The sequence below is a fragment of the Allobosea sp. TAB14 genome, from assembly GCF_052113865.1.
GTDB lineage: Bacteria > Pseudomonadota > Alphaproteobacteria > Rhizobiales > Beijerinckiaceae > Allobosea > Allobosea spartocytisi.
Genome location: NZ_JBFRDQ010000175.1, coordinates 1 through 26,326, shown reverse-complemented (window position 1 = coordinate 26,326; position 26,326 = coordinate 1). Strand labels below are relative to the sequence as shown.

The 26,326-nt window shown below is 65.6% G+C and carries 22 protein-coding genes, 1 tRNA gene and 1 pseudogene; 14 read left to right on the top strand and 10 right to left on the bottom strand.

Annotation, left to right across the window (positions count from 1 at the left end):
• The 4 genes from AB4Y99_RS21720 to denD all read left to right on the top strand — a co-directional run.
• Window positions 1–496 (top strand): GNAT family N-acetyltransferase (locus AB4Y99_RS21720; RefSeq protein ID WP_441524788.1); only part of this gene is annotated, 496 nt, incomplete at its 5' end.
• 2 nt (window positions 497–498) lie between these two features.
• The gene (locus AB4Y99_RS21715; protein WP_441524787.1) at window positions 499–954 is read left to right on the top strand and encodes a GNAT family N-acetyltransferase; all 456 of its coding nucleotides are present in this window, start codon (window positions 499–501) and stop codon (window positions 952–954) included.
• Window positions 955–969: 15 nt separating this feature from the next.
• Window positions 970–1,716, top strand: coding sequence for an SDR family oxidoreductase (locus tag AB4Y99_RS21710; RefSeq protein ID WP_038363765.1), 747 nt, complete (start codon window positions 970–972; stop codon window positions 1,714–1,716).
• A gap of 30 nt (window positions 1,717–1,746) precedes the next feature.
• Complete coding sequence (denD, locus tag AB4Y99_RS21705; RefSeq protein ID WP_441524786.1) at window positions 1,747–2,727, top strand: D-erythronate dehydrogenase; 981 nt, start codon at window positions 1,747–1,749, stop codon at window positions 2,725–2,727.
• Between the two features lie 92 nt (window positions 2,728–2,819).
• Here the strand turns inward: denD and AB4Y99_RS21700 are convergent, their stop codons facing one another.
• The 3 genes from AB4Y99_RS21700 to rplU form a co-directional block, all read right to left on the bottom strand.
• Window positions 2,820–3,506: a GNAT family N-acetyltransferase gene (locus AB4Y99_RS21700; RefSeq protein WP_081925434.1), complete on the bottom strand. Its 687-nt coding sequence runs from the start codon at window positions 3,504–3,506 to the stop codon at window positions 2,820–2,822.
• A gap of 155 nt (window positions 3,507–3,661) precedes the next feature.
• Window positions 3,662–3,928, bottom strand: coding sequence for a 50S ribosomal protein L27 (gene rpmA, locus AB4Y99_RS21695; RefSeq protein ID WP_038363769.1), 267 nt, complete (start codon window positions 3,926–3,928; stop codon window positions 3,662–3,664).
• 170 nt (window positions 3,929–4,098) lie between these two features.
• Window positions 4,099–4,590 (bottom strand): 50S ribosomal protein L21, encoded by a 492-nt coding sequence (rplU, locus tag AB4Y99_RS21690; protein ID WP_038364421.1) that lies wholly within the window; start codon window positions 4,588–4,590, stop codon window positions 4,099–4,101.
• Window positions 4,591–4,886: 296 nt separating this feature from the next.
• On the opposite strand from rplU, the gene AB4Y99_RS21685 reads away from it, so the two are divergent.
• Window positions 4,887–4,976, top strand: a tRNA-Ser gene (locus AB4Y99_RS21685).
• A 904-nt stretch (window positions 4,977–5,880) separates the two neighbouring features.
• Here the strand turns inward: AB4Y99_RS21685 and AB4Y99_RS21680 are convergent.
• Window positions 5,881–6,771 (bottom strand): MurR/RpiR family transcriptional regulator, encoded by an 891-nt coding sequence (locus tag AB4Y99_RS21680; RefSeq protein ID WP_441524785.1) that lies wholly within the window; start codon window positions 6,769–6,771, stop codon window positions 5,881–5,883.
• 239 nt (window positions 6,772–7,010) lie between these two features.
• Between AB4Y99_RS21680 and AB4Y99_RS21675 the strand changes: the two genes are divergently transcribed.
• The 8 genes from AB4Y99_RS21675 to AB4Y99_RS21640 all read left to right on the top strand — a co-directional run bounded on the left by AB4Y99_RS21675 (window position 7,011) and on the right by AB4Y99_RS21640 (window position 16,121).
• A complete protein-coding gene (locus AB4Y99_RS21675; RefSeq protein ID WP_441524784.1) occupies window positions 7,011–8,336 on the top strand; it encodes an aspartate aminotransferase family protein in 1,326 nt (441 codons plus the stop codon).
• A gap of 8 nt (window positions 8,337–8,344) precedes the next feature.
• Window positions 8,345–9,814 carry a M81 family metallopeptidase gene (locus tag AB4Y99_RS21670; RefSeq protein WP_441524783.1) on the top strand — a complete coding sequence of 490 codons (1,470 nt, stop codon included), beginning with the start codon at window positions 8,345–8,347 and terminating at the stop codon, window positions 9,812–9,814.
• Window positions 9,815–9,856: 42 nt separating this feature from the next.
• Window positions 9,857–11,437, top strand: a complete 1,581-nt coding sequence (locus AB4Y99_RS21665; RefSeq protein ID WP_038362126.1) for an ABC transporter substrate-binding protein — start codon at window positions 9,857–9,859, stop codon at window positions 11,435–11,437.
• An 83-nt stretch (window positions 11,438–11,520) separates the two neighbouring features.
• Window positions 11,521–12,465 carry an ABC transporter permease gene (locus AB4Y99_RS21660; RefSeq protein ID WP_112763556.1) on the top strand — a complete coding sequence of 315 codons (945 nt, stop codon included), beginning with the start codon at window positions 11,521–11,523 and terminating at the stop codon, window positions 12,463–12,465.
• Window positions 12,462–13,334, top strand: a complete 873-nt coding sequence (locus AB4Y99_RS21655; RefSeq protein WP_038362130.1) for an ABC transporter permease — start codon at window positions 12,462–12,464, stop codon at window positions 13,332–13,334. The genes AB4Y99_RS21660 and AB4Y99_RS21655 overlap by 4 nt, the downstream gene beginning before the upstream one ends.
• Complete coding sequence (locus AB4Y99_RS21650; RefSeq protein ID WP_441524782.1) at window positions 13,331–14,689, top strand: dipeptide ABC transporter ATP-binding protein; 1,359 nt, start codon at window positions 13,331–13,333, stop codon at window positions 14,687–14,689. The genes AB4Y99_RS21655 and AB4Y99_RS21650 overlap by 4 nt, the downstream gene beginning before the upstream one ends.
• The gene (locus tag AB4Y99_RS21645) at window positions 14,686–15,570 is read left to right on the top strand and encodes a carbon-nitrogen hydrolase family protein (RefSeq protein ID WP_441524781.1); all 885 of its coding nucleotides are present in this window, start codon (window positions 14,686–14,688) and stop codon (window positions 15,568–15,570) included. The genes AB4Y99_RS21650 and AB4Y99_RS21645 overlap by 4 nt, the downstream gene beginning before the upstream one ends.
• The gene (locus tag AB4Y99_RS21640; RefSeq protein ID WP_441524780.1) at window positions 15,567–16,121 is read left to right on the top strand and encodes a carboxymuconolactone decarboxylase family protein; all 555 of its coding nucleotides are present in this window, start codon (window positions 15,567–15,569) and stop codon (window positions 16,119–16,121) included. The genes AB4Y99_RS21645 and AB4Y99_RS21640 overlap by 4 nt, the downstream gene beginning before the upstream one ends.
• Window positions 16,122–16,541: 420 nt before the next feature.
• Here the strand turns inward: AB4Y99_RS21640 and AB4Y99_RS21635 are convergent, their stop codons facing one another.
• The 6 genes and pseudogenes from AB4Y99_RS21635 to AB4Y99_RS21610 all read right to left on the bottom strand — a co-directional run bounded on the left by AB4Y99_RS21635 (window position 16,542) and on the right by AB4Y99_RS21610 (window position 23,905).
• Window positions 16,542–17,204 (bottom strand): invasion associated locus B family protein, encoded by a 663-nt coding sequence (locus tag AB4Y99_RS21635; RefSeq protein WP_441524779.1) that lies wholly within the window; start codon window positions 17,202–17,204, stop codon window positions 16,542–16,544.
• On the bottom strand, window positions 17,201–17,386 hold the full coding sequence (locus AB4Y99_RS21630) for a SapC family protein (RefSeq protein ID WP_441524790.1): 186 nt from the start codon (window positions 17,384–17,386) through the stop codon (window positions 17,201–17,203). Before AB4Y99_RS21630 ends, AB4Y99_RS21635 begins: the two co-directional genes overlap by 4 nt.
• Window positions 17,380–17,709 (bottom strand): SapC family protein, encoded by a 330-nt coding sequence (locus tag AB4Y99_RS21625; protein ID WP_441524789.1) that lies wholly within the window; start codon window positions 17,707–17,709, stop codon window positions 17,380–17,382. The genes AB4Y99_RS21630 and AB4Y99_RS21625 overlap by 7 nt, the downstream gene beginning before the upstream one ends.
• A gap of 49 nt (window positions 17,710–17,758) precedes the next feature.
• Window positions 17,759–17,890, bottom strand: a pseudogene (locus AB4Y99_RS21620) (SapC family protein); the annotation flags it as partial.
• Between the two features lie 112 nt (window positions 17,891–18,002).
• Window positions 18,003–21,977 carry an autotransporter domain-containing protein gene (locus AB4Y99_RS21615; protein ID WP_441524778.1) on the bottom strand — a complete coding sequence of 1,325 codons (3,975 nt, stop codon included), beginning with the start codon at window positions 21,975–21,977 and terminating at the stop codon, window positions 18,003–18,005.
• On the bottom strand, window positions 21,971–23,905 hold the full coding sequence (locus tag AB4Y99_RS21610; RefSeq protein WP_441524777.1) for a beta strand repeat-containing protein: 1,935 nt from the start codon (window positions 23,903–23,905) through the stop codon (window positions 21,971–21,973). Before AB4Y99_RS21610 ends, AB4Y99_RS21615 begins: the two co-directional genes overlap by 7 nt.
• Before the next feature lie 476 nt (window positions 23,906–24,381).
• Here AB4Y99_RS21610 and AB4Y99_RS21605 point away from each other — a divergent pair, with 476 nt between their 5' ends.
• A complete protein-coding gene (locus AB4Y99_RS21605; RefSeq protein ID WP_441524776.1) occupies window positions 24,382–26,040 on the top strand; it encodes a winged helix-turn-helix domain-containing protein in 1,659 nt (552 codons plus the stop codon).
• Window positions 26,041–26,326 lie beyond the last annotated feature (286 nt).

Genomic DNA, 26,326 nt, shown 5'->3' with positions numbered 1-26,326 from the left:
GGACGAATACCGCGCTTTGCTCGAATCGATGGTGGCGAAAGCCGGCATCGTGCCGCTCGCGGTGATYGACARGGCCGACGGCAAGGCCAAGGGCCATCTCTGGMTSATGGAGATCMGSCCCGAGCAWGGCGTCTTCGARGTCGGCTRSATCACCTATTCGCCGGCGCTGCAGCGCACCCGGGTGGCGACGGAAGCGATCTACCTTGTCGGCGATTATGGCTTCTCGCTCGGCTATCGCCGCTATGAATGGAAGTGCAACAATCTGAACGAGCCCTCGAAACGCGCGGCTTTGCGCTTCGGCTTCCAGTATGAGGGGCTGTTCCGCCAGCACATGGTGGTGAAGGGCGCGAACCGGGATACGGCCTGGTTCTCCATCATCGATTCCGAGTGGCCGGCGCGTGCGCGCGCTTTCCAGGCCTGGCTCGCGCCCAACAATTTCGATGCGCAGGGCCAGCAGAAAGCGTCGCTCACCGATCTCGCCAAGGTCCAGGCCTGACGATGACGCCGCGCCGCGCCACGCCTGCCGATATTCCGGCGATCGTCGCGCTGACGGAGGCAGCCTATCTGCCGAACGAGGCGATCATCGGCGTGCCCTCGCTGCCGCGCCTCGCGGACTATCACGAGGTGCTGGCCAAGCACGAGGTCTGGCTGCTCGATGGCGAAGCGGGGCTCGATGCCGCGCTGGTGCTGGAGATCGAGCCGGAGGATTTCACGATCTGGAGCATTGCGGTTTCGCCGCAGGCTGCGGGCCGCAAGCTCGGCGCGGCGCTGATGAACTTTGCCGAGGAGCGGGCGAAGGTGCTCGGCTACGCCTCGATCCATCTCTATACGCACGCGAAGCTCAGCCAGCGCATCGGCTGGTATGAGCGTCTCGGTTTCACCATCACGCATCATGAGGACATGGCCGACCGGCGGCTCACTCATATGCGCAAGACATTTTCCAAAGCCGGCTAAAAAGAGGACGAAGGCATGGCGGGTCGTTTGAAGGGTAAGGTCGCGGTGGTCACTGCCGCGGGGCAGGGCATCGGCCGCGCGATCGCCGAGGCTTTCGTTGCGGAAGGCGCCACGGTCTGGGCGACGGACAAGGACGTCACCCTGCTCGAAGGCATTCCGAAGGCGAAGAAGCGCAAGCTCGACGTGCTTTCGACCAAGGCCGTCAACGCCTTCGCCGAGAAGGTCGGGCCGATCGACATCCTCGTCAACGCTGCCGGCTTCGTCCATCATGGCACGGTGCTCGACACCGACGACAAGGCCTGGGAYTTYTCCTTCGACCTCAACGTCAAGGCGATGCACCGCACGATCCAGGCTTTCCTCCCGGGCATGCTGGCCAAGGGTGCAGGCTCGATTGTCAACATTGCCTCCGGCGCCGGCTCGGTGCGCGGCATYCCRAACCGCTATGCCTATGGCGCGACCAAGGCGGCCGTGATCGGGCTGACCAAGGCCGTCGCGGCCGACTTCATCAAGAAGGGCATCCGCTCGAATGCGATCTGCCCGGGCACGATCCAGTCGCCCTCGCTCGACCAGCGCATCAAGGATCTGGCAGCGGCGACCAACGTCACCGAGGCTGCGGCGCGGCAGGCCTTCATCGACCGTCAGCCGATGGGCCGGCTTGGCACGGCGGAGGAGATCGCCTGGCTCGCGGTCTATCTCGGCTCCGACGAGGCGAGCTACACCACCGGCCAGATCCACCTCGCCGACGGCGGCTTCGCGCTCTGACGCGCACACAAAAACTCAAGGGAGGTCAGGGTGCATATCCTCGTTCTCGGCGGCGCCGGCATGGTCGGGCGCAAATTCATCGAGCGGCTGGCGCGCGATGGCGGGCTGGGCGGCAAGCCGGTCACCCGCGTGACGGCGCAGGATGTCATGCCGGCCTCGCCGCCGCCGGCTGCGCCCTTCGATTTCGAGGCGGTGGTCTCCGATCTGTCGGTCGAGGGCGCGGCCGAGACGCTGATCGCGACGCGGCCCGAATTGATCGTCCATCTTGCGGCGATCGTCTCCGGCGAGGCGGAGGCCGATTTCGACAAGGGTTATCGGATCAATCTCGGCGGCACGCGCTACCTGTTCGAGGCGATCCGTCGAATCGAGGGCTATACGCCGCGCCTCGTCTTCACCTCCTCCGTCGCGGTGTTCGGTGCGCCCTTCCACGACAAGATCGAGGACGAGTTCTTCACGACGCCGCTGACCAGCTACGGCACGCAGAAGGCGATCGGCGAGCTTCTGCTCTGCGACTATTCGCGGCGCGGCTTCTTCGACGGCGTCGGCATCCGCCTGCCGACGATCTGCGTGAGGCCGGGCAAGCCGAACAAGGCGGCCTCGGGCTTCTTTTCCAACATCATCCGCGAGCCCCTGAACGGCGAGGAGGCCGTGCTGCCGGTCTCCGATCAGGTGCGGCACTGGCATGCCTCGCCCCGCTCGGCCGTCGGCTTCCTCGTCCATGCAGCGACGATGGACACTTCGAAAATCGGCCCGCGCCGGGCGCTGACCATGCCGGGCTATTCCTGCACCGTCGCCGAGCAGATCGAGACGCTGCGCAAGGTCGCGGGCGAGAACGTCGTGAAGCGGATCAAGCGGGTGCCTGATCCGGTGATCGATGGGATCGTCGCCGGCTGGCCGCGCAATTTCGACCCCCAGCGCGCGCTGGCGCTTGGCTTCAAGGCAGAGTCGAATTTCGAGGAGATCATCCGCGYSCATATCGAKGACGAACTGCACGGGACCTTCGTGAAGTGACTTTGCCGGCCTCAGGGCCGTCAGCATCACGCTTCCATCTGCGGCACGCCCGGCCTTGAGCCGGGCGTGTTCTTTTTCAGGCTCCGGTGCGCTCAGGCCGCACAGGTCTCGCTCTGCGACTGCTGGAGCCGTGCCGGAAGCTCCGGCTCCGCATCGGCGGATGTCCTGGCCTCGAGCTCGGGCGCATGGGCCCAGCCGGTGGCGCCCCAGCTCTTCAGCGCCGCCCAGGTCGAGCGGTCGAGCCGGAACTGCTCGCAAGGGAACAGCCCGCCCCGCGCCGGCAGCGACTTGAGGAAGGAGCCCTCCGGCCGGAAGCCGGACTTCTCCAGCACCCGCCGCGAAGCCGGATTGATGACGCGGGTATCGGCCTCGATCGCCGGCACGTCGACCAGCGAGAACAAGGTGTCGATCAGCCCCTGCACCGCCTCCGTCGCGTAGCCCTTGCCCCAATGCTGGGTGCCGAGCCAGTAGCCGATGAAGGGCGTGCCCGAGGCCTGCCGGTGCGCGCCGATCATGCCGATCAATTCGTTGGGCTTCGCGCGCGGGGTGACCGCCAGCACGAGGTGCTCGCCCAGCGCATTGCCCTTGCGCATCGCGAAGATGAAGGGCTCGACCGCGTCCGGCGGGTAGGGATGCGGGATATTGGCCGTCATCTCCGCCACGGCCTTCTCACCGGCCTGGCGCAGGATGGCGGCGGCGTCCGCCATACGCGGCCAGCGCAGCCAGAGACGGCGGGTCTCGAGCCGGAAGACGTCGTCGCGGGTCAATTCGGGGAACATTCTCGTCTCTCCGTCGGCGCAAACGAAAAAAGGGAGCTGGGACTTCGGTCCCATCTCCCCTTCGCTGACCTTCGGGAGACCCATTTCGGGCCTTCAACCCTTGATCCGTTCGGTTCGATGGAACCGGCGGATCGAGAGAATTCCCTATCCGCCTTTTACTCTGCGGCCTCTTGGGCCGGGACTACGTTCACGAAAGCTCGGCCGAGTTTCGTCGTGAATCGGACGCGGCCGTTCGTCGTCGCAAAGAGGGTATGGTCTTTGCCCATGCCAACGTTCGCGCCGGCATGCCACTTGGTGCCGCGCTGACGAATAATGATGTTGCCGGCAACGACGGCCTGATCGCCGAAGCGCTTCACGCCGAGTCGCTTGCTTTCGGAATCGCGGCCGTTACGCGACGAGCCGCCTGCCTTTTTGTGAGCCATAACGCCCTACCTCAAAACTTCTCGTGTCTCTCTAACCCGAATCGGCGGCGAAAGCCACCCGGTTCGGATACGAAATGCCGGAGCACCATTCTGTCAGGAGCGACAGGCCGAGGACGTAAGCCTTCGGCGATGGCGATCCGGCGTGGATATCGACGCCGGGAAACCCGGTCTCAGGCCTCGGACGCCTCGTCCTTGGCCTTCTTGGCAGGGGCCTTCTTGGCCGCGGCCTTCTTCGGCTTCTCGGCATCCTCGCCGGCCTCGGCCTTGGCGGCCTTCGGAGCAGCCTTCGCCTTGGCGGCGACCGGAGCAGCGGCGGCGGCATCGCCCTTCTTCATCTCCGGCTGCTTGCCGCCGGTGAGGATGTCGGTGATGCGGATGACGGTCAGCTCGGCGCGGAAGCCGCGCTTGCGCTTCGAGTTCTGGCGGCGGCGCTTCTTGAAGGCGATGACCTTCTCGCCACGGGCCTGCTCGACGATCTCACCGACGACGGTGATCTCGGAGAGGGCCTTGGCGTCGAGCGTGGTCTTCTCACCTTCGGTGAGCATCAGCACGGAGCCGAAAGCGACGGTGTCGCCCGGGTTGCCCTCGATCTTGGCAGCGGTGATCTTGTCGTTGGCGGCAACGCGGAACTGCTTCCCGCCGGTCTTGATGACTGCGAACATTTTGTCCTCCATGTTCGGCCCCGCCCTGTCACGGCCTCCGGACTGGAAGCGCATGCGGGACGGCTTTTTGGCAGTCGATTGCGTGGTCTGGTTTGCTCTTGCCGGCATGCGACGCAGCGCACATGCCAAAAGAGATCGGGCGCGGGTTTCCCCACGCCGGACGGTGCTCGATAGTCGGGCTCTCCGCGAAGGTCAAGCGAAAGCCGCGGGGGACGATCGATTTCTCCCGCCCGGGAGGCTTGCCCCTCGGGCGTGGCTTGTGTAGTAAGCGCCTCGCTTCGACCGATAGCGACCGCGGACAGGTGGCAGAGTGGTTGAATGCACCGCACTCGAAATGCGGCATACCTGCAAGGGTATCGGGGGTTCAAATCCCTCCCTGTCCGCCATCATCCCGCCAAGGGATTGAGACCATCGATATCACCGCGCCTGACCTGATCCGTTCCCGGCTTGCGCTGGGAAAGTGGGCGAAAGCCCGCAAAGGTTGACGCAATCATCATGCGTGCGCGCCGACCGCGTCCTCGTTCTTTTTCAGCACGCCGAACGACGCATGCAGCAGCTCTCCTCAGGCCGGCGCGGAATGCGCTTCGGCGCCAAATGGGACAACATTTAGGAAGCGGGAATGGCCAAGCGTACGAAATCCAAAGCTCTCGATACCGCTCGTCCGGTCGACGAAGGCAGCGGCCGAGCCAGAGAAGCGCAAGGATGACCGCAAGAAGCGCAGTGCGTGATCGGCGAGGAGTTGGATAGGCCAGCAGGCGCCGGCGAATCGCCACCGGCCGCAGAGAAGACGTGCGGGGCTCGGTCTTTCTTCCCGCCGATCCGTTCGTAGAAGCCGAGGCCGGAATTGAGCCGCTCCGGGTTCGCCGGAGGTGCCAGCTTCTGAGAGGATGGGGCGATGAGGCCCTATGSTCCACTTCCTATGCCAGCGGAGGGCCTATCGCTGGAGTTTCGCGGTGATTGGCGCGGATTCTGACGCGGTGTTCCCAACAAGCGAAAGCCCCGTCTCGTGGGGAAACGGGGTTTGCACAATTATGTAAATTTGGTTGCCGGGCCTGAAACCACCGACAGTTGCCTCAAGTGCTTTCTTGAAAGAGATCCCCGCTTCCGCGCAGCGCCAATTGCAGACATTGGGCTTTTGCCTGGAAGCGGACATCACCAATCGGTAACAATGAAGGCTTGAGGATGAGCCGCGCTGCCCTGGGAAGGTTCGTGGCAGAGGTCCTCTTTCCAGCTCTCGAACCGATCTTGCCAGATCGTTTCAAGATTTAGCGGCGCGCTCGCCCCGAAAGACTAGATTTTTCTGCGAGGAATGGCGGTCGCATAGGTGTTCAGCGAGAGCAGGTGGCGGTCGGCGCGATGGAGCGCGGCGAGCGCCGCATTGCGATCCTTGTTGGCCAGCAATCCGCAGAGCACCTCGGAGATCGCCAGCGCCGGCGCCAGCGTGTGGAAGAAGCTCTGGCTCTCGGTGGAGCAGAGGATGGCCTGATCGGCGATGCCGACCAGCGGCGAGACCTCGCTGTCGGTGATCGCGATGATGCCGAGCCCCTTTTCGCGAGCGAGCTCGGCGAGCTCCAGGCTATGGCGCGCGTAAGGATTGATCGAGATGGCGAGCAGCACGTCCTCGGCGCCGGCGCGGATCAACCCGTCGCCCACCGTGTCGGCCGGCCCGTCGAGATGGATCGTCTTCTCCCCGAGCAGCGCCATCACATAGTGGAAATGCCAGGCGACCGAATGGCAGGAGCGCAGGCCCAGCACATAGATCCGGCGCGCCTGCGCCAGCCGGTCGGCCGCCGCCGAGAGACGTTCCAGCGAGGCCGGTTCCGACAGGCGCGCGATCTGGGCGGCGAGCCCCTGCAGCATGCGCCGTGACAATTGCGCGGCGGCCATGTCCTGCTCGCTCTCGTCGGTCTTCATCGCGCGCGCCGCGAAGCCGTCGACGCGGAAGCGGATCGCCTCGGCATGATGGGCGCGGATATCGTCATAGCCGGCGAGGCCCAGGAACTTCGCGAGCCGCGTCATCGTCGAGGGCTGCACACCGGCATTGCGCGCCAGCTCGCGCATCGAGACCAGCGCCACCTCCTGCGGATGCTCGATGATGTAACGCGCCGCATGCTGCAATTGCGGGGACATGCCGTCGAAGAGGCTGACGATGCGCTCGCGCAAGGGATCCGCCTGCAACATTTGAATCGCACCCTCTTTGCCCCGTCGCGACCATTCCCGCGCGCCGGTCGGATTTCAAACGGTTTCTCGGCTTTCCCTCAGCCTTTGAGGGCGTTGCGCCGGACTGTTCCGTCGCGACAGTTTTAGCGTCAATCGTTTCCGATTTGTATCATATAAAACAAATGTTGCATCACTCGATGAGGCGTGTCATGAGGCTGCGCGTCGCGGCGGCCTGTCCGCGCCAATCCGGGAAGCTTGAGATGACCAGGATTCTCCATCGCTCGATCGGCGGCCGGTTGCCGCAAGCGGTTGCGGGGCAGGGCGTCACGATCACCGACGCGGATGGCCGCAGCTATATCGACGGATCGGGCGGCGCCGCCGTCTCCTGTCTTGGCCACGGCCATCCCGAGGTCATGGCGGCGATGCGCGCGCAGATGGACCGCATCGCCTACGCCCATACTTCCTTCTTCACCACCGATGTCGCCGAGGAGCTGGCCGAGCGCCTGGTCGGGCTGGCGCCGGAGGGGCTCGACTACGTCTATCTCGTCTCCGGCGGCTCCGAGGCCGTCGAGGCCGCCATGAAGATGGCGCGGCARTATTTCGTCGARATCGGCCAGCCRCAGCGCCGCCATTTCATCGCSCGCCGGCAGAGCTATCACGGCAATACGCTGGGCGCGCTTGCCGCCGGCGGCAATGCCTGGCGGCGGGCGCAGTTCCAGCCGATCCTGCCGCAGACCCACCATGTCTCGCCCTGCTACGCCTATCGCGGCCAGAAAGCCGGCGAGACGCCGGAAGCCTATGCCGCCCGTCTTGCCGACGAGCTGGAGGCCAAGATCCTCGAGCTCGGCGCGGAAGAGGTCATCGCCTTCATCGCCGAGCCGGTGGTTGGCGCGACGCTCGGCGCTGTCGGGCCGGTCGCGGACTATTTCTCCCGTATCCGCCGCATCTGCGACAAATATGGCGTGCTGCTGATCCTCGACGAGGTGATGTGCGGCATGGGCCGCACCGGCACGATGTTCGCCTGCGAGCAGGAGGGCATCTCGCCCGATCTCGTCACCATCGCCAAGGGGCTGGGGGGCGGCTACCAGCCGATCGGCGCGGTGCTGCTCTCGGACAGGATCTACCGCGCCTTCGCCGAAGGCTCCGGCCTGTTCCAGCACGGCCACACCTATATCTGCCATCCGATGGCGGCGGCGGCGGCCAACAAGGTCGTTGAGCTGATCTCGCAACCGGAGATGCTGGAAAACGTCCGCCTGATGGGCAAGCGCCTTCAGGCCGGGCTCGATGCACGGCTGGGCCAGTCGCCCCATGTCGGCGATATCCGCGGCCGCGGCCTGTTCCGAGGCATCGAGATCGTTGCTGACAAGGAGACCAAGACGCCCTTCGCCCCGGCGCTGAAGGTGCATGCCCGGATCAAGAAGGAGGCGATGGCGCGCGGCCTGATGAGCTACCCGATGGGTGGCACCATTGACGGGCGGATCGGCGATCATGTCCTGCTGGCGCCGCCCTACATCATCACGCCCGAGGAAATCGATCTGATCGTCGAGCGGATCGGCGGCGCGATCGACGCGGCGGTCAGGGTCTGACCGCTGCCATGGCGTTCCGCATCGCCTTCGCCGGCTTCAATCTCGAATCGGTCACGGCCGTTCCGCAGATCGTGGAGCTGGCGGAGTTCGAGCGCGTCTGCGTGCGCGGGGCTGAACTGACGGAACGGTTCCGCGGTACCAACACTGTACCCGGCGGCTGCCTGAAGATCTGCGAGGCGGAAGGCGCGGAGTTCGTGCCGCTGTTCCACACGCTGCTCGGCGCGCTCGGGCCGACTGCGGATGAGGCGGTTGCGCACTACACCGGCGAGATCGTCGAGGGCCTCCGCAAGAATGGCCCGCTCGACGGCGCCATCCTGTTCCTGCACGGTGCCTGCTGGGCGCCCGGCTATGCCTATGTCGAGCGGCACGTCATCGACGCGGTGCGCGCGGCCTTTCCGGCGCTGCCGATCGCCGTCGCGCTCGACTATCACGGCAATATCGACCGCGAGACGCTGCGCGGCGCCGATATCGCCGTCGCCTATCGCCATTCCCCGCATATCGACATGGGCGAGACCGGCGAGCGGGCGACCCGCGCGCTGCTCAGGTTCCTGCGCGAGGGCCGTCGGCCGGGTCTCGCGGTGGCGCGGCCGGATGTCGTCATCCCCTCGATCATGTCGGCGACGGCGCTGGCACCGCTGGCCTCGATCATCGCCGAGGCGCGGGCCGCCGAGCAGGACGGCGATTGCGACATCTCGATCATGGCCGGCTTCTCCTATGCCGACAGCGCCAATACCGGCATGTCGGTGATCTGCCTGGACTGGGACGGGCAGGAGGCGGCCGAGGCCAAGGCGCAGGCCTTCTCAGGCCGGTTGCGCGCGGCGCGCAAGGCCATCGCCAACGCCATCCCGATCCTGAGCGTCGAGGACGCTCTGGCCGATATCGAGCGCAAGCCCGCGACGGGCCGGCCGATCGTGCTGCTCGAGCATGCCGACCGGATGAACGATTCCACCCATCTGCTGCGGGCTTTGCTCGGCCGCGATGTCGGGAAGGTCAACGTGCCTTTCCTGCTCGACCCCGAGACGGCCGCGCAGGCCAATGCAGCGGGGGGGGGCGCCGAGATCACGGTCGCGCTCGCCGGCAAGACGGCGCCGGAGACTGGTGGGCCGGTCGAGGCGGTGGCACGCGTCCTCTGGTCGGGGCCGAAATCCTTCAACGTCTCCGGCCGCTACCAGCGCGGTTCCTTCGTCGATCTCGGGCTGACGGCACTCCTCCAGATTGGCGCGGTCCGGATCTCCGTGGTCTCGCATTTCGCCTTCGCCGTCGATGGCGACCCGTTCTTCATCTTTGGCGAGCAGCCGGAGGATTACGACGTCATCCTGCTGCGCTCGAAGACCCATTTTCGCGATTACTACGAGCCGATGGCCGACCGCATCCTCGTGGTCGACACGCCCGATCTGGGCCCTGCCAATGTCAGGCTGATCCCGTACCGCCAGCTCGACACGGCACGCGCCTATCCGTGGAGCGACGCTCCCGCCTGACGACACGCGCCAATCCAAGCAACCAAAAACGAGGGGATAACAATGACGTTTCGGTTCAGGACTTTCGGGGCTGCGGCGCTGCTCGCCGGCTCCCTGCACGCATTGCCGGCTTTTGCCGAGACGACGCTCAATGTCGTCATGCAGGCGCCGCTCAGGTCGCTCGATCCGATCCTGAGCACCGCCCAGATCGTGCGCACCCATGGCTTCATGGTGTTCGACACGCTGCTTGGCATGGATGCCAAGTACAACCCGCAGCCGCAGATGGCCGACTACGCCGTCTCAGCCGATAAGATGACCTATACCTTCACCTTGCGCGACGGCTTGAAATGGCATGACGGCACGCCGGTGACCGCGGCCGATTGCGTCGCCTCGCTGAAGCGCTGGGCCGCGAATGACGGCGCCGGGCGCACGATGATGGGCTCGGTCGCGTCGATCGAGGCGACCTCTGACAAGGTGCTCGTCATCAAGCTGGCGAAGCCTTTCGGCCAGGTGCTGGAACTGCTGGCGAAGCCCTCGCCGGTGCCGCCCTTCATGATGCCGAAGCGTCTCGCCGAGACGCCTGCCGGCCAGCAGGTGACGGAGATGGTCGGCTCCGGCCCGTTCAAGTTCGTCGCGGCCCAGTATCGTCCCGGCGATCAGGCCGTCTATGTCAAGAACACCGACTACAAGCCGCGCGCCGAGCCGATGAGCTGGACCGCCGGCGGCAAGACCGTGAATGTCGACAAGGTCGTGTGGAAGGCGATGCCGGACATGCAGACCTCGATCAATGCATTGCAGTCCGGCGATGTCGACCTGATCGAGCAGGTGACGATCGACCTGCTGCCGCTGCTCAAGGCCAATGACGAGATCAAGACGGGCGCCATCAACGCGCTCGGCAGCCAGGTCACCGGCCGCTTCAATCATCGCCTGCCGCCCTTCGACAATCCCAAGGTCCGCCAGGCGGCGATGTATGCGCTCGACCAAGAGCAGCTGATGCAGACCGCGATCGGCGACAGCCAGTATTACAAGCTCTGCGCCTCGGTCTATGGCTGCGACGTGCCGCTCGCCTCGGATGCCGGCTCGGAATATCTCAAAGGCAGCGCTAAGGAGCGCATGGCCAAGGCGAAGGAGCTGCTGAAGGCCTCCGGCTATGACGGCACGCCGGTGCTGATGATGCAGCCGACGGACCTGACGATCCTGTCGACCCAGCCCATCGTCGCGGCCGAGCGCCTGCGCGAGGCCGGCTTCAAGGTCGATGTCGCCGCGATGGATTGGGCGACGCTGCAGTCGCGCAAGAACAGCACGCAACCCGTGGCACAGGGCGGCTGGAACATGCTGTTCACCTATTGGGGCGTCTCCGGCATCTGGAACCCGACCGTGCATGCCCTGCTCGACGGCTCGGGCGCGGAGACGGCGTGGTCGGGCTGGCCGAAAAGCGCCCGCGTCGAGGAACTGCGCGCTGCCTTCCTCACCGCGCCGACGCTCGACGAACAGAAGACAATCGCCCGCGAGATCCAGCAGATCGCCTATGACGAGGGCTTCTACTTCAATGCCGGCGAGTTCCAGTCCGTCGCCGCCTGGAGCGCCAAGCTGAAGAACCTCCAGCCCGGCCCGCTCACCCTGTTCTGGGGCGTGAGCAAGTAACATCGCGAACCGGGCGGCATTGCCGCCCGGCTGGCTTGACCGAGCGCTGGCTGTCCGGCCAGCGCCCAGGCGTGGAGCACCACATGGCTTCCTACTTCCTGCGCAGGCTGGCGATGGCGATCCCCGTCATGTTCTTCGTGGCGCTGTTCGTCTTCCTGTTGCTGCGCCTGACGCCGGGCGATCCGGCCCAGGCCATTGCCGGCGATCAGGCGACGCCGGCCCAACTTGCCGCGATCCGTGAGAATCTCGGCCTCGACAAGCCGCTCGCCGGCCAGTTCGCCACCTGGCTTGGCGGCATGGCGCAGGGCGATTTCGGGCACTCGCTGATCTCGCAACGCCCGGTTCTGGAGATGATCGGCCAGCGCATCGGCCCGACGCTGGCGCTCGCGGTGATGGCGATGATCTTCACGGTCGTCATCTCGCTGCCGCTCGGCGTGCTCGCCGCCTGGCGCCATGGCGGTATGGTCGACCGCTTCGTCATGGCGCTCTCGGTCGTCGGCTTCTCCGTCCCGATCTTCGTGATCGGCTATGTTCTGATCGCGGTCTTCGCGGTGGACCTGAAATGGTTCCCGGTGCAGGGCTACAAGCCGCTCGCCGAGGGCTTCGGCCAGTTCCTCCACCGCATCCTGCTGCCGGGGCTGGCACTTTCCTTCTTCTACATCGCGCTGGTCTCGCGGATGACGCGAGCCTCGATGCTGGAAGTGCTGCGCGAGGATTATGTCCGCACGGCGCGGGCGAAAGGGTTGGGCGAGCGCATCGTCCTGTTCCGCCACGCCCTGCGCAACGCCGCGATCCCGATCCTCACCGTGGTCGGAACCGGCTTTGCCATGATGGTCTCCGGCGTCGTCGTCACCGAGACGGTCTTCAACATCCCCGGTCTCGGACGGCTGGTCGTCGACGGCGTGCTCGCCCGCGACTACCCGCTGATCCAAGCGATCATCCTGCTGACGGCCGGAACCTATGTGCTGATCAACCTGCTGATCGATCTCTCCTACGCGCTGAGCGACCCGAGGATCCGCTACCAATGAGCGCCGCATCGAACCCCGCGCAGGGCGGCCTCCCGCGCCGCCGCCTGCTCAGAAACCCGCCGCACTGGACGACGGTGCTCGCCATTCTCGTCCTCATCATCGTCGTTGCGATGGCTGTCTTCGCGCCGTTCATCGCGAATTTCGAGCCGACCAAGCTCAACGCGGCGATGCGGCTCAAGCCTTCCTCGAACCTCTACTGGCTGGGCACCGACAGCTTCGGCCGCGACCTCTTTTCGCGCGTGGTCTATGGCGCGCGGGTCTCGCTGCTGGTGGGGGCCGGCGTCGCCATCGGCGCCATCGTGATCGGCCTTCCGCTCGGTCTGATCGCTGGCTGGTACCGCAGCGTCGACGGCGTGCTGATGCGGATGATGGACGGGCTGATGGCGATCCCTGGCATCCTGCTCGCCATCGCCATCGTCGCGCTGGTCCGCGGCGGGCTCACCACCGTCATCATCGCGATCATGATCCCGGCGATTCCGCAGGTCGTCCGGCTGGTCCGCGCGCGCGTCATCGCCGCCCGCGAGGAGACCTATGTCGATGCGGCGATGCTGCTCGGCACGCCGCCTGCCAAGCTGATCTGGAAGCATCTGCTGCCGACGACGATCGCCCCGCTGATCGTGCAGGGGACCTATATGTATGCCTCCGCCATCCTGACGGAGGCGGCTTTGTCCTTCCTCGGCGTCGGCATCGGCACGGAGATCCCGAGCTGGGGCAACATCATGGCCGAGGGGCGACTCTATTTCGCGATCAACCACTGGCTGGTGTTCTGGCCGGCGATCGTGCTGTCGGCCTGCATCCTGTCGATCAACCTGCTGGGCGACGCGCTGCGCGACCGGCTCGACCCGAAGATGCAGGGGAGAGCCCCATGACGACGACATCCTCCAGCCAGCCGGTGCTCTCGATCCGCGACCTCAAGGTCGCGACGCGCGGCCGCGAGCCCAGCGAGATTCTGAAGGGCATCAGCTTCGACATCATGCCGGGCGAGACGCTTTGCCTCGTCGGCGAATCCGGCTCCGGCAAGTCGCACCAGCTCTCGGGTGGACAGCGCCAGCGCGTGATGATCGCGATGGCGCTCGCCTTGAAGCCGAAGCTCCTGATCGCCGACGAGCCGACCACCGCGCTCGACGTCACCACGCAGAAGCAGATTCTCAGCCTGATCCGCGAGTTGCAGGACAAGCAGAACACCGCCGTCCTGTTCATCACCCATGACATGGGCGTGGTCGTCGACATCGCCGACCGGGTCTGTGTCATGCGCCGCGGTGAGATCGTCGAAACCGGTCCCGTCGAGCAGGTGCTGAGCCGGCCGCGCGAGGATTACACGCGCGACCTGCTGCAGGCCGTGCCATCGCTGGTGCCGCGTGCTCCACGTATTGCACCGAAAGAGGCCGAGGCCGTGGTCGAGATCCGCAATCTCGAAAAGACCTTCAGCTTCGGTTCTCTGCTTGGGAAGCTGATGGGGCGGGATATCCGCACTGTCCGCGCCGTGAACGATGTCAGCTTCAGGCTGGAGCGTGGGCGCACGCTCGGCATCGTCGGCGAAAGCGGCTCGGGCAAGTCGACGGTCGCGCGCTGCCTGATGCGCCTGGAACATCCGACCGGCGGCGAGATCCGGGTCAACGGCCAGGACATCGCCCCGCTCCAGGGCCAGAAGGCGCTGGCCCCGGCGCGTCGGCGCGTGCAGATGGTGTTCCAGGACCCCAATCGCTCGCTCAATCCGCGCCTGCGCATCGGCGAGAGCCTGATCGAGGGGCCGCTCAATCTCGGCGAGGAGCGCGGCTCTGCGCTGAAGCGCGCGGGCGAATTGCTCGAGGTGGTCGGCCTGCCCAGCACAAGCCTCGAACGCTTTCCCCATCAGTTCTCCGGCGGCCAACGCCAGCGCATCGCCATCGCGCGCGCCCTGATGATGGAGCCCGAGGTCATTGTCGCAGACGAGGCCGTCTCGGCGCTCGACGTCTCCGTGCAGGCGCAGGTGCTCGCGCTGCTGGCGGAGATCCAGCAGCGGCGCAATCTCGCCGTGCTGTTCATCACCCATGATCTGCGCGTCGCCGCGCAGATCTGCGACGAGGTGATGGTGATGCAGCGCGGCCGCGTCGTCGAGGACGGGCCGGCCGCCGAAGTGCTGGCGCGGCCGCGCCATGAGTATACACGAGCCTTGATCAACGCGGCGCCGGGGCGGGACTGGGATTTCGCCACGGGGCGCCGCATCGCCGGAGCCGACGCATGATTTCCGCCAGCCTCGTCCAGCTCGACGTCCAGTCTCTGGCGCCGGCCGAGAACTTCCGCCGCATCCACGACTTCGTCGCGGCCGAGGCGGCGAAAGGCGCCCAGCTCATCCTGTTCCCCGAACTCGCCAACACCGGCTATGTCGAGCCCCTGGTGCCGGGCGGGGCGCTCGTCAGCGACGTCCCTCATTTCGGAGCGGCGCTCTACGAGGCCTGCGCCGCGCCGGATGGCGAGGAGGTGAGGGCGCTTGTCGCACTCGCCGCGCGGCACCGCGTACATATCGTCATCGGCCTCGGGCTGCGCGATCGCCTGCGCGCCGGCGTGATGCGCAATGCCTCGCTCTTGATCGGCCCGGAGGGCGTGCTCGGCGACTACACCAAGATTCATCAGTGGCAGAACGAGAAGCTGTTCTTCAGCGGCGGCGACAGCATCGACACCTACCCGGTCTTCGGCACGCGGCTCGGCATGCAGGTCTGCTACGATATCCGCTTCCCCGAAATCACCCGCATCCTCGCGCTTCAGGGCGCGAGCATCGTGACCTCGGTCTGGGCTTCGTTCGGGGCGGAGAATGCGCCGGTGACCGACGAGGGGCTCTTCATCCACCGCGCCTATACGCGGGCGACCGAGAACGGCGTGTTCTTCCTGAGCTGCAACCGCAGCGGCAGCCGCGGCGGGCAGCGCTTCTTCGGCCGCTCCTGCGCGGTGGCGCCGGATGGCCGCGTGCTCGGCGCGCTCGATCATGATCGCGAGGGCGTGCTGCGGGTCGAGGTCGACCTCGCCGAGGTCGCGCGCTATCGCAGTTTCACCGGCATCTGGGCCGACCGGGTACCGGCGCTCTACGCCAAATACCTCAACGCCTCACCTCCGCGAGATAGCCGATGACGATCTCTCCCTGTCCGCCGATCAGCGATGCCGACTGGCCCGAGACGATCGCCGAGATGAAGACCGGCTTTGCCGGCGCGCTCAATGTCTACCGGACGATGGCGCATCATCCGGCGCTGCTGAAGGCCTGGGCGCCCTTGCGCCAGCATGTCGTCAAGGACAGCGCGCTCGGGCCGGTGCGTTCGGAGGTGGTGATCCTGCGCGCGGCCCATCGCATGGGCTCGCCCTATGAATGGGCGCATCATGTCAGCAGGGCGCGGGCGCTCGGCATGAGCGATGCCCGCATCGCGGCGCTGCGGGGCCAGCCGGAAGGCGAGGACGGGCTGATCGTACGCGCGGTCGATGCGCTCTTCGACGACAAGCGCCTGTCGCTATCGCTCGAAGCGGAGCTCGCCGCGGCGATCGGGCGCGAGGCGGTGTTCGACCTGATCGCGACGGTCGGCTTCTATTCGGTGCTCGGCTACATGCTGATGACCTATGAGACGCCGATCGATGAGGCGATCACGACCGAGATGTCCGAGAAGCCGCTGGCCGCCACTGCCGACCGCTAAACGCAGAAGATTGCCGCTCAACGCAAGCGGGATCCGTTCCGCCGAGAAGCGCCATGACCAGACATTGAGTGTATGCCCATAACCGGACATCCAACACGTTTCGGAGGATTGAGCGTCGGTAAGTGGGCAGCTAGCCTCCTCACTATGTTTGGCCGGCTGCTGCTCAATCCTTTGGTCACCAGGCATCCCAACAGCCGCGTCAATGAGCAGTTGTCCTGAGCCTATCCGCCGCAGCCCACTCTCAGGGGCCTAGCGTCAGAACGACGCTTCCCACGCCCCATTCACGGCTCCGTGCGATATCTGCTTCGTTTCCGGAACCCGCCCGACCATGGTGGATGTCGCACAGCGTAGCGTCCCCTCAATCCGCCGGCGAATTGCCTGCGCTGTTCACCGGTACGGGCGGATCGATCAGCTCCGAATTCAGTGCGACAGCACCGCCATGCGGTCGAGGGCGGTAGCGAAGCCTTGCAACGAGATCGAAAATGGCGTGGCGCCACCACCATCGGCGACAGCTCTCACCTTCAGCGCCGTGCCCGCACGCAGCGCGACCAGCGTTGGGGCCTCGAAGGTCACTGAAACGAGGCAACCAGCCGGCACGCAAGTGCGGAAGCGCAGCGGCTGCATCGCAGGCTTGTCATCGATCTGGAAGGTCACGCCGGAATCGAGCGCAAGGCCGAACGGCAGGACCAGCGTCCCTGACACGGTGTTGCCGTTCGGCGCGTTGAGCTCGATGGCGAGCACCCGCTGACCGTTCTGCTGCGCCTGAACCTGCGACAGCACGCAACGSTTCTGATTGCCCTGCTGCRCACAGGTGGCACGCCAGTCCTTGTAGGTCTCGTTCAGCGAGGATGCCCCACCGGGAAGACCGGACGCAGTGTTCCCGCCAGCCGGTTGACCACCGGATTGGGCCTGTGCGAGCTCGAAGCGTTGTGGGGTAGGATTGTCGTGGCTGTCGGTGATCGAATCCGCCTGGCTTGGCGTGGAGACGGCGACGCCCGCCACCATATGCACTGTCACGCCCGCAGCGATCGTCAGTGCGGCCACCGAGCCGGTTCCAAAAAAGCGGACTTTGCTGGTCATCATGCGAGCGCCTTTCGTTCGTTTGCGCGCTGCACATTGAGATCGAGCAGACCCTGAAAGCTCTGAAGCGAAGCAAGGTGGAGCGTGGCGAGATCGAGCCAGCCCTTCGCGTACCAGTCGGTGTCGGTTCTAGCGGGCAACGCCCGGAATGCCTTCTCATCCACCGCCCAGAAGCCGTTCAGCATCTGTTGGGCACCATCGGGAAACTGTATCTGGACTGGTTCGGCGTGGGCAGCTTCGCCTCGCCAAGCGCTCTGACGAACGCGAGCGTGTTGATGACATCGACATGGTAGGCGCGGCAGAAGGCCATGGCCGCCTGCGCCGTCGAAGTTGGCTTGCCTTCTCCGTCGAACCGGCGCTTCCGTGTCCGGTCGCATCGATATCCAAGCAACAAAAYGGTCTGACTTCCGGTCGATGGCCAGTAGCTGCGCCTTGCGGGTGTCTCGGTCCCGATGAAGGGGGAGCGGCGCACATAGGCCGGAACATAGCTGCGCACGCCATCTCCCATCGCGTTCGATGAAGAGGTTGCGCCCTTGCCGGATGCCGACAACGGCAAGCGGCGAAGCCACGCCATCGGTCGCGCAGACGATCGGATGGTGGCGTATGGCGAGGGCAAACGCGCCGATGCAAAGGGGAACGGCGACGGCCTCGCTCGCAAACCCGAAATTGGCGGACGGTTCGAGACCCACATCGCCGTGGTCTTCAAAGCGCAGGAGCACGGGGGCTCTGTAGAAGAGTGGAAGCGCCGACGTCCCTGTCCCTGCTGCGTGTCTTTGCTCACAGTCAACTCAGTTTCCACTCTCAGAACTTGACGTTGAGGTCGAAGCGAGCGGACTGGTCCGAGAGACCTGAGCCGAACTGGCCGCCATAGGTGACGCCGAGCGTCGCGTTTGGCGAGAGAGCGTAGTCGAGGCCGGCTTCAACCACCGCCGCATTGCGCGCGATCGGAACGCCGCCGGTCGAGAAGGCGTCGCCGCCACCGGCAAAGCGCATCGCCGAGAGCGGCGTCGCATCGCCGAAGGCGTGACGCCAGCCTGCCATACCCTTGACCGTCACAGCCGCGCCGTTGAGGTCGAAGCTGGTCGAGGCGCGAAGGCCCAATGTCGTGAAGGTCGCATCCGTGGTGGCCCCCTGGCTGATCAGCGCAGCCGCCCCGCCCCTCTCGGTGAAGCCATCGGTATGGATACTCACATGAGTGAGGTTGGCGAAGGGCTCGAACCGGGTCGCGCCCATGGTGAAGCCGTAGCCGAGCTCGCCGAAGACCTGCGCCGTGCCGGCGTTGTAGTCGCCCTTCAGGCCATTGCCGAAGCCCGGGAACATCACGTTCCGTGAGGTCGAGACGTCATGCCAAGTGTAGGCGGCGCCGGTCCGGAAGGTGAGATCACCCCAGTTCGTGCCGCCATAAAAGCCGACATGGTAATTGTCGCTCGAGCCGGACGAGTGACGGTCCTTCACGTCGAAGCTGACGCGGCTGTAGCCCGCGACCGCGCCGAAGCGCCAGCTGTCGAGCACCGGCGCATCCGCGCCGATGAAGAATCCACCGGTCGAGCGGTTGAGGCGCGCGGCATTGCTGTCGCCATTGGTGTGCCCCCAGGAGCCGAAGCCCTGGCCCCAGACCGCCAGACGATCCGTCGTCGCGCCGACCGCAACCGGCTTGCCGTCGACATARGTCGTGACCATGCCCTTCGCGGCGCCGGCGCTCTCGAAGGCCGCACGGATGCGGTCGTTGATGGCGTTGCGGATGAAGCGGCTATCCTCGACCAGCGCCGACTTCGCCGAAGCGTGGATCTCGCCCGAGAGCTGGTCGAAGGCGTACTGCGCCTGCGGAGCCGACAGGTTCAGCACCGCATTGTAGACCGGGTTGCCTCCCCCAAGGCTCTCGACGCCGCCGCCGGTGGCGATCTGGTTCGGGGTCAGGCCGACGTTCTGGAAGCTGGCGACATTCCGCGTCAGCGTCAGATAGACGTTGTTGGCGTCGTAACTGAGCGAGGGATCGAGGAAGGCGAGGTTCGAGGTCACGCTGCTGAAGGTGCCGCCCCGGCCGCCATTGGCGGTGAGGATCGTGTACTGGGTCTGCGGCGCATAGTTGCCCCTGTCCGCCAGCACTTTGACCGAGCTGCCGGCGATGGTCGCCGTGCCGCTGGCGACGATCTTGTCCGACTGCCTCGCCGCGTTCACCTCGACCTCGTAGATCGAGCCCGCCGCAAAGATGACGTTTCCGGCGATGTTCAGCGTGCCGATCGAATTGCCCGGGGCGATCGTGCCCGAAGCGCTCACATTGCTCAGCACGCCGCTGCCCTGCAGGCGGCTGCCGGCCAACACATCGACGGTACCGCCGAGTGAACCGTTGACCGCCAGCGTGCCGTTCTCGATCGTGGTCGTCCCGGAGAAGGCGGAGGAATTTCCGGTCAGGGTGAGAAGGCCTGTACCGGCCTTTGCGAAGCGGCCGCTGCCGGACATCACACCGGCATAGGTCGCGTTGACGGCCTGATCGAAGGTCAGGGACGCGCCCGAGCCGAGAGCGACATTGCCGCCGAAGCGCTCGGCCGCGGTGGCGAGCCCGCCGGAGTCGACCGTCCAATCGAGCGACGACAGGCCCGTCAGGCTCAAAACACCTGCACCGCGCTTGATCATCGCACCTCGCGAGCCATTGAGCGCCCCGATGTTGCCCGCAAAGGCGGCGTCAGTCGCCTGATTGAAGACGACCGTGCCGGCGTTGCTGACATTGCCCGAGACCGAACGGGCATTGCCTATCAGCGTGCCGGCCGCGACAAGGGTGTTGCCGTAGGCGTTGGCGCCATTGTCGAGCCGCAGCGTGCCGTCGCCCTGCTTGATCAGATCGCCACTCCCCGACACCGTGCCGGTCAGGCCGAGGCTGGTTCCGGCGGCGATGTCGAAGTGCCCTGTCTGCGTCAGCGCGATCGACCGGGCGGTATCGAAGCTCCCCGTGGTCGCGAGGGCGCCACCGGTGAAGGACAGACCCCCTGCCGCTGCGCCGAGATTGGCGTCGCGCGACACCGACAGCACACCGCCAGCGATCGTCGTGCCACCGGTATAGGTGTTGTCGCCGGTCAGGGTGAGTGTGCCGGCGCCGGCCTTGGTGAGCGCGGTGCCGTTCCAGCCCGTCGCCGGGTTTGCCGCCCGGTCGGCGAGCACCGCTCCGACCGTGAAGGAGTCGGTCGCACCGGTCAGGGTGAAGGTGCCGTTGGCGAGATTGTTGCCGGCGGTCCAGCTCAGGCCATAGCTCGCGAGATATTGCAGGCCGTCGTCCGATTTGCGGGTGGATAGGGTGAGATAATCCACCGTGCCGCTAAAGCCGCCCACGCTGACATTAGCGAAGTCGCCCACGATCCCCAGGCGGGTGTCGATCAGCACTTTGTCGAGCTGGCTCGCATCGCTGATGCCGGTGAGGTTGAAGGTAACGCCGTTGGCGATCGTGACGCTGCGGGCCGACAGCGCCGGGCTGGCCGGGCCGGCGGCGATGGACAGCCCGGTGCCGTCGGCAAAGGTTGCGGCTCGTTCAAGGTTCACGGTCGCCGGTGTCTGGATCGCCAGCATGCCGCCGGTCACGGTCAGGTTGCCGCCGAGATTGTTGCTGCCGCCCGCACTGCTGTCGCCGAACTGCAGCCGGCCGGCTGAAACGATGGTGTCGCCGATGTAGCTGTTGCTCCCGGTCAGGGTCGTCGTGCCCGTACCGATCTGCTGCGTGGCGCCGCTGCCGGAAATGGTGCCGGAAAAAGTCACCGCGTCGGAGCGGTTRAAGGCGAGCGTGCCGTTGTTGRCGACATCRCCGACGATCGAGCCGCYSGYGCCRCCAYTGCCGAGCTGCAGCATGCCGCCGCTGATCGTCGTGCCGCCCGTGTAGCTGTTGGTWCCGGTCAGGGYYGTCGTGCCCGTACCGATCTGCTGCACGGCRCCGCTGCCGGARATGSCGCCGGAGAARGTCASCSCRTCGSTGCGGTTGAAGGCGAGCRTRCCGTTGTTGRCGACATCRCCGRCRATCGAGCCGCTSGTGCCGCCATTGCCGAGYTGCARMRTGCCGCCGCTGATCGTCGTGCCGCCCGYGTAGCTGTTGGTWCCGGTCAGGGTTATCGTGCCCGAACCGACCTGGCGCACGGCGCCGCTGCCGGAGATGGCGCCGGAGAAAGTCACCGCGTCSGAGCGGTTRAAGGCGAACGTGCCGTTGTTGAGGACATCGCCCAGAATAGAGCCACTCATGCCGCCATTGCCGAGCTGCAAGGTGCCGCCGTTGATCGTGGTGCCGCCGGTATAAGTATTGATCCCCGACAGCGTCAGCGTGCCGGTGCCAGTTTTGACCAGCGAGCCGCCTGTGCCGGAGATCACGCCGCCCACCTCTGTCGAGAGATTGTTCGAGCCGACAGTCAGTTCGTTGGCGCCAAGCAGATAGGAGCCGCCACCTGCGATCGAGCCGGCGGTGAGTTTTTTGTCACCGGCGGCACCCGTCGAGCCCGAGAAATCGACAGTGCCAGCCGAGCCATTGATGATCTCGGCGCCACCGGCGTTGCTATTGTGGAGAAACACAAGGCTGGAGTTGTTGATCATCCTGGCGTTGCCGGCCGCGCTGGTAGAGCGGAACGTCAGGCTGCCGTTGTTGGTGATCGCCGAGCTGCCGGCGCCGCTCGCGTCGTAGAATGTGAGATCGCTATTGTTGGTGATGCTGGCGCCGCCGGCCGTACTCGTGTCGTAGAAGGACAGCGTGGCGCCATTTGTGATGATGGCATTGGCTGCGGAGCTTGCATTGTGGAAGTTCAGCAAACCGCTGCGACAGCACTGCCGGCGCTGCTGGTATTGTAGAAATAGAGTTCGCCGCTGTTGGTTATGGTGGCGTTGCCGGCGCTGGTTCCATTCTGGAAGTTGGTTGTGCCGGTATTCGTGATACCGGTGATGCCCGTGGTGGTGGCATTTGTGACGGTGAATGTACCAGCGCCGTTCACATTGACCTGGCCCTGGATCGAGCCGGCGGTGCCAGCGGTGCCAAGTTGCAATATGCCGGCGTTGATCGTGGTGCCGCCGGTGTAGCTGTGGCTGCCGGTTAGAATTGTCGTCCCGGGACCGCCTCTGGTCAGCTGCGCTGCGCCGGAGAGTGTTGCGCCAACCGTGCCGTCGCCCCAGAGGTTGAACGCGTTCGCGGCTTCGATTGTGCCAGTGCCGCTTATGCTGCCGCCATTGAAAGCGAGGATTTGCAGGCTGAGCTTGCGGCCTGCGCCGATATTGAGGATCGCCGCGCCTGAATTTGTGAATGTGGAGACGCCAAACATGTCGCCGCCAGTGAGCGACACCGAACCGTTGCCCTGGTTGTTGATGTTGCTCGTCTGGACATCAACATCGCCGCCGAGAACCTTGATCTGGCCGCTGTTGTTGACGTTGTAACCAGCCCCAGGGGAAAGTATCGCCGTGCCGCCGGGGCCATTGAAGTTGATGATGCCGCCAGCGTTGTTGTTGATGTCGCCATTGTCCATCACAACGCCGTCGGTACCGACATTGATGGTGGCATCGTTATTCAGCGTGTTGCCGGTGCCGAAAAGTGTGGCACCGGTCCCCAGGTTGATTATCCCTCCACCGGCATTCCAGATGGTTCCGGCGGACAGCATGTTGCCGTCACCGATGTTGATCGTGCCGCCCGCATTGTTGAGGCGGGTAAAGCCGGTGGCATTTCCGGCAACACCCAAGGCGAGCGTGACACCTGCATTTGCATTGAGAACATTGTTGTAAGTGCCGGAAATCTCCGTGGTGCCCCCGAGCAGTTCGATCACGCCGATATTGCTGCCGGTCAGCGCCGTGATGCTGTTCGTGCCGCCGGTGATGACGATCGCGGAGGAGAGGTTTCCCGACAGACCGCCGGCGCCGCCGCGCGCGCCGCCCTGAATGCTCCCGCTGTTGATGATCGTCAGGTTCTGGCCAATGATGCCGTAGCCGCCGGCCTGCGGGCGATAGGGCTGGGAGTTCAGGAAGTCCGTTCCACCGCCGCCGCCTTGGATCGTACCGGAATTGGTGATCGTCAGTCCGCTGGAGGCGGTGGCGGTGACGCCGTTGCCGCCATTGCCGCCCGCGCCGTTGCCCGAGAAGTCGGCGAAGGGATTGGCGATGCCCGGCCCGATAACGGCCGCGCCGCCGCCGCCCTTGCCGCCCGCTATCACGCCTGAATTGGCGAGGCTGGTTCCGGTCGTAACGATGATGCCGGACCCACCGCCGCCGCCACCGCCGCCGCCCGCATAGTTCCACGACTGCGCATAGTTCGCGGAGCCGGACCCGCCATTGCCGCCATTGCCCCCCTTGATCGTAGCGTTGTTGGTAAGGTCCGTCGTCAGCGTGAGGCCCGCCCCACCCGCGCCGCCGCCGCCGCCGCCGGCGCCCAGGCCGTAGCCTCCGCCACCGCCGCCGCCGCCGTCCGATCCTCCTCCCGAGCCGCCGCGGTTGCCCGAGCCGCCGGTCGAGCCGCCGCCACCGTTCGACCCGGTCGTCGAGCCGTCCCCTGCGAGGCCCGCCGAGGCGCCGCTGCCCGCAGCCGAATAGTTCGGCGCATTGCCGCCGGTTCCGCCGTTCTGGCCAATGCTGTCCGCCAGCGCAGGTCCCGCCGCGAGGATCAGCGCCAACGGCGCGACGGAGTTCGCAAGCGCCGCAGCCAAAGAGGCGACGACGACACCCGATGCGGGCACACGCAGTGCGGAGCGGCTGGCGCGCACCTCGGAAATTCTGACTGCCCTCACCGCGATGCCCCGCGTGCTTTGGTGCCGGTATCGCCGCTGCCGGGAGAAGGTACCCAGGTAGCACCGCGTCGGAGCCGGATGCCGGTCACCGTCAGCGCCGTGGAGGCCAGCAACGCGGCGCGCAACAGGTTGCCCATGACGCCGCGCGCCGAAGCCGAATGCACCCCTGAAGACATCGTTCCCCCAGCCTGGAATCGGGACTTGTGTTCCCGCAGCGCATCCAAGCGTCATGCCTTTTCCGCGCTTCCCGTGATCGAGCCCCGCGAGCGCGTTCGTTGTGCTCCAGCGCCTTATGTCAGCGCTGGCCGGAAGGGTCCTGAAAGGGCGGCGGGGGAATTCTGAAATTTCGCTGAAATTTTCTTTTCCTGAGGGAATCGGGATGGCTTTTGAGGAATCTGCGTGCTTTTGGCAGAATACCGCGGTTCTGTGGCAACGCTGGAGAAGGGGGGCAGGTGCTCAGATTCGCAGGATTTGAAGTCGATCAGCGGCGTTCCGAGCTGCGGGGCCCCGATGGCGGGACGATCAAGCTGCGGCCGAAGGCTTTCGATCTGCTGTGGCTGTTCGCCGCCAACCCCAGGCGAATCATCAGCAAGAACGAGCTAATGGAGGCGGTCTGGCCGGACGTCCATGTCAGCGACGACAGCCTGTTTCAGTGTATCCGAGAGCTTCGGACCGCGCTGGGCGATGACAGGCGCCAGTTGATCCGAGCCGTCTCCGGTCGGGGCTATCTGTTAGAGGCCGAGGTATCGGACACAACGGATACGACCGCGCGGAAAGACGCTGCCTCGACTGTTGGCCCCGAAACGGAAAGCGAACTGGCCGGAAGCTGGCTCGATCTCAAGATGCGGCGCCGCGCCGCACTCTTGACCATGGCGGGGCTCGGCGTGTCGGCTTTGGCGGCGGCCGCGACGCGGCTTTCCCATCTCTTCGCAGGCTCGCGCCCGACCGTCGCCGTGATCCCCGTGACAACCGCGAGCAATGACCCTCTGGCCGCCCGGATGGCGGCCGGCGTCACCCGCGACCTGACTGACGGCCTGGCGAAAATCGAGACGATCCAGGTGGTGATCCCGCCCGGAGGCGCCGTACCAGCCACCGATCTCGTCGTGAGCAGTGAACTGGAGAAGACCGAAGCAGCGTGGAATTTGCGTGTGCGCATGACCGAGCCGACGACCGGCGCGGTCAAGTGGACCACATCGGTGTCGGTCGGCCTGACCGACACCGATGTGCAACTCCAGCAGACCCGCCTCACGGCCGGCATGGGCCACGCGCTGGCGCTGCGCATCAACGTGCTTCTGAATTCAGGAGAACGAGCGGCCGACGGCTTGCCAGCAGGCAGCACCAAAGTCGCCATAGAACAAGCAACGGCCTCGATCAACCAGACGACGCTGGAGCGCTTTCGTGCCGCGCAGGCGATGCTGGAACAAGCCCTCGCCGACGACGCCGGCAATGTCGACCTGCAAGTTGCGCTCGCGGCATTTCAACTGCGCGGGATTCAGATGGCCTGGTTCCCTGCTGCGGAGCGCGTGTCGGTCGAGAACCGCGTCGGCGTGGTCATGGAACGCGCGTTGCGCGCGCAGCCCAATTACATCCCGGTGCTCCAAACGCATTGCCGGTTTCTGTCGACGACTAACCGCTTCGTCGAAAGCCTGGTGGCATGCGGTAAGGTGCTCGCCCTCAATCCGTGGGACGGAAGCGCTTTGTACCTTACCGGACTTTCCCAGATCTTCTTGGGCCGTTTCGACGACGCGCTCGCAACATTCAAGCAAGCGGATCGGTTCGATACGCCACAGGTCGCTCGCTGGACATGGGCGATCGGAGCGGGCTTGGCCTGCCTGCTCATGGGTCGCGCCGAAGAAGCATTGCCCTGGCTGCAGCGATCGATCGCCATCACGTCGGCCAGCGGACGCACGCATTTGCTGCTGGCCGCCGCCTATCAGCAATTGGGCCGAACCGACGACGCCAGGGCAGCCATCGCCAAGGCCCTCGAACTGAGACCAGGTTCGACGGCACGCAATGCGCCGCCGCCCACCCGCAATACGAGCCCGGTGTATCTCAAGGCCTCCGAACGAGTCGTGAGCCTTATGATCGCCGCCGGGTTGCCTGAGAGCTGACAACACGCGACAGCGCGGGCCATTGGACGATCCTGCTTCCCAATGTGGCATGACCGCGCGGTGCCCGCTAAGTCTCGGCCGGGCGTTTTACACGCTGGTGCGGAGCCGGCGCCAGATCTCGGACAAACGGGCTCCAAAGCAGCCGGAAACGAACCGGGGTCGGACGATCTTCGGCAGGCAACGCCAGGTCCGAACGCCGGCAGTTGCTGTGACGCATTAACCATTAACGGGGTTTTAACTTTTCGAAAGCCCGAAAGCCGCGCTATTTTGTTAAGGAGTTGTTAAC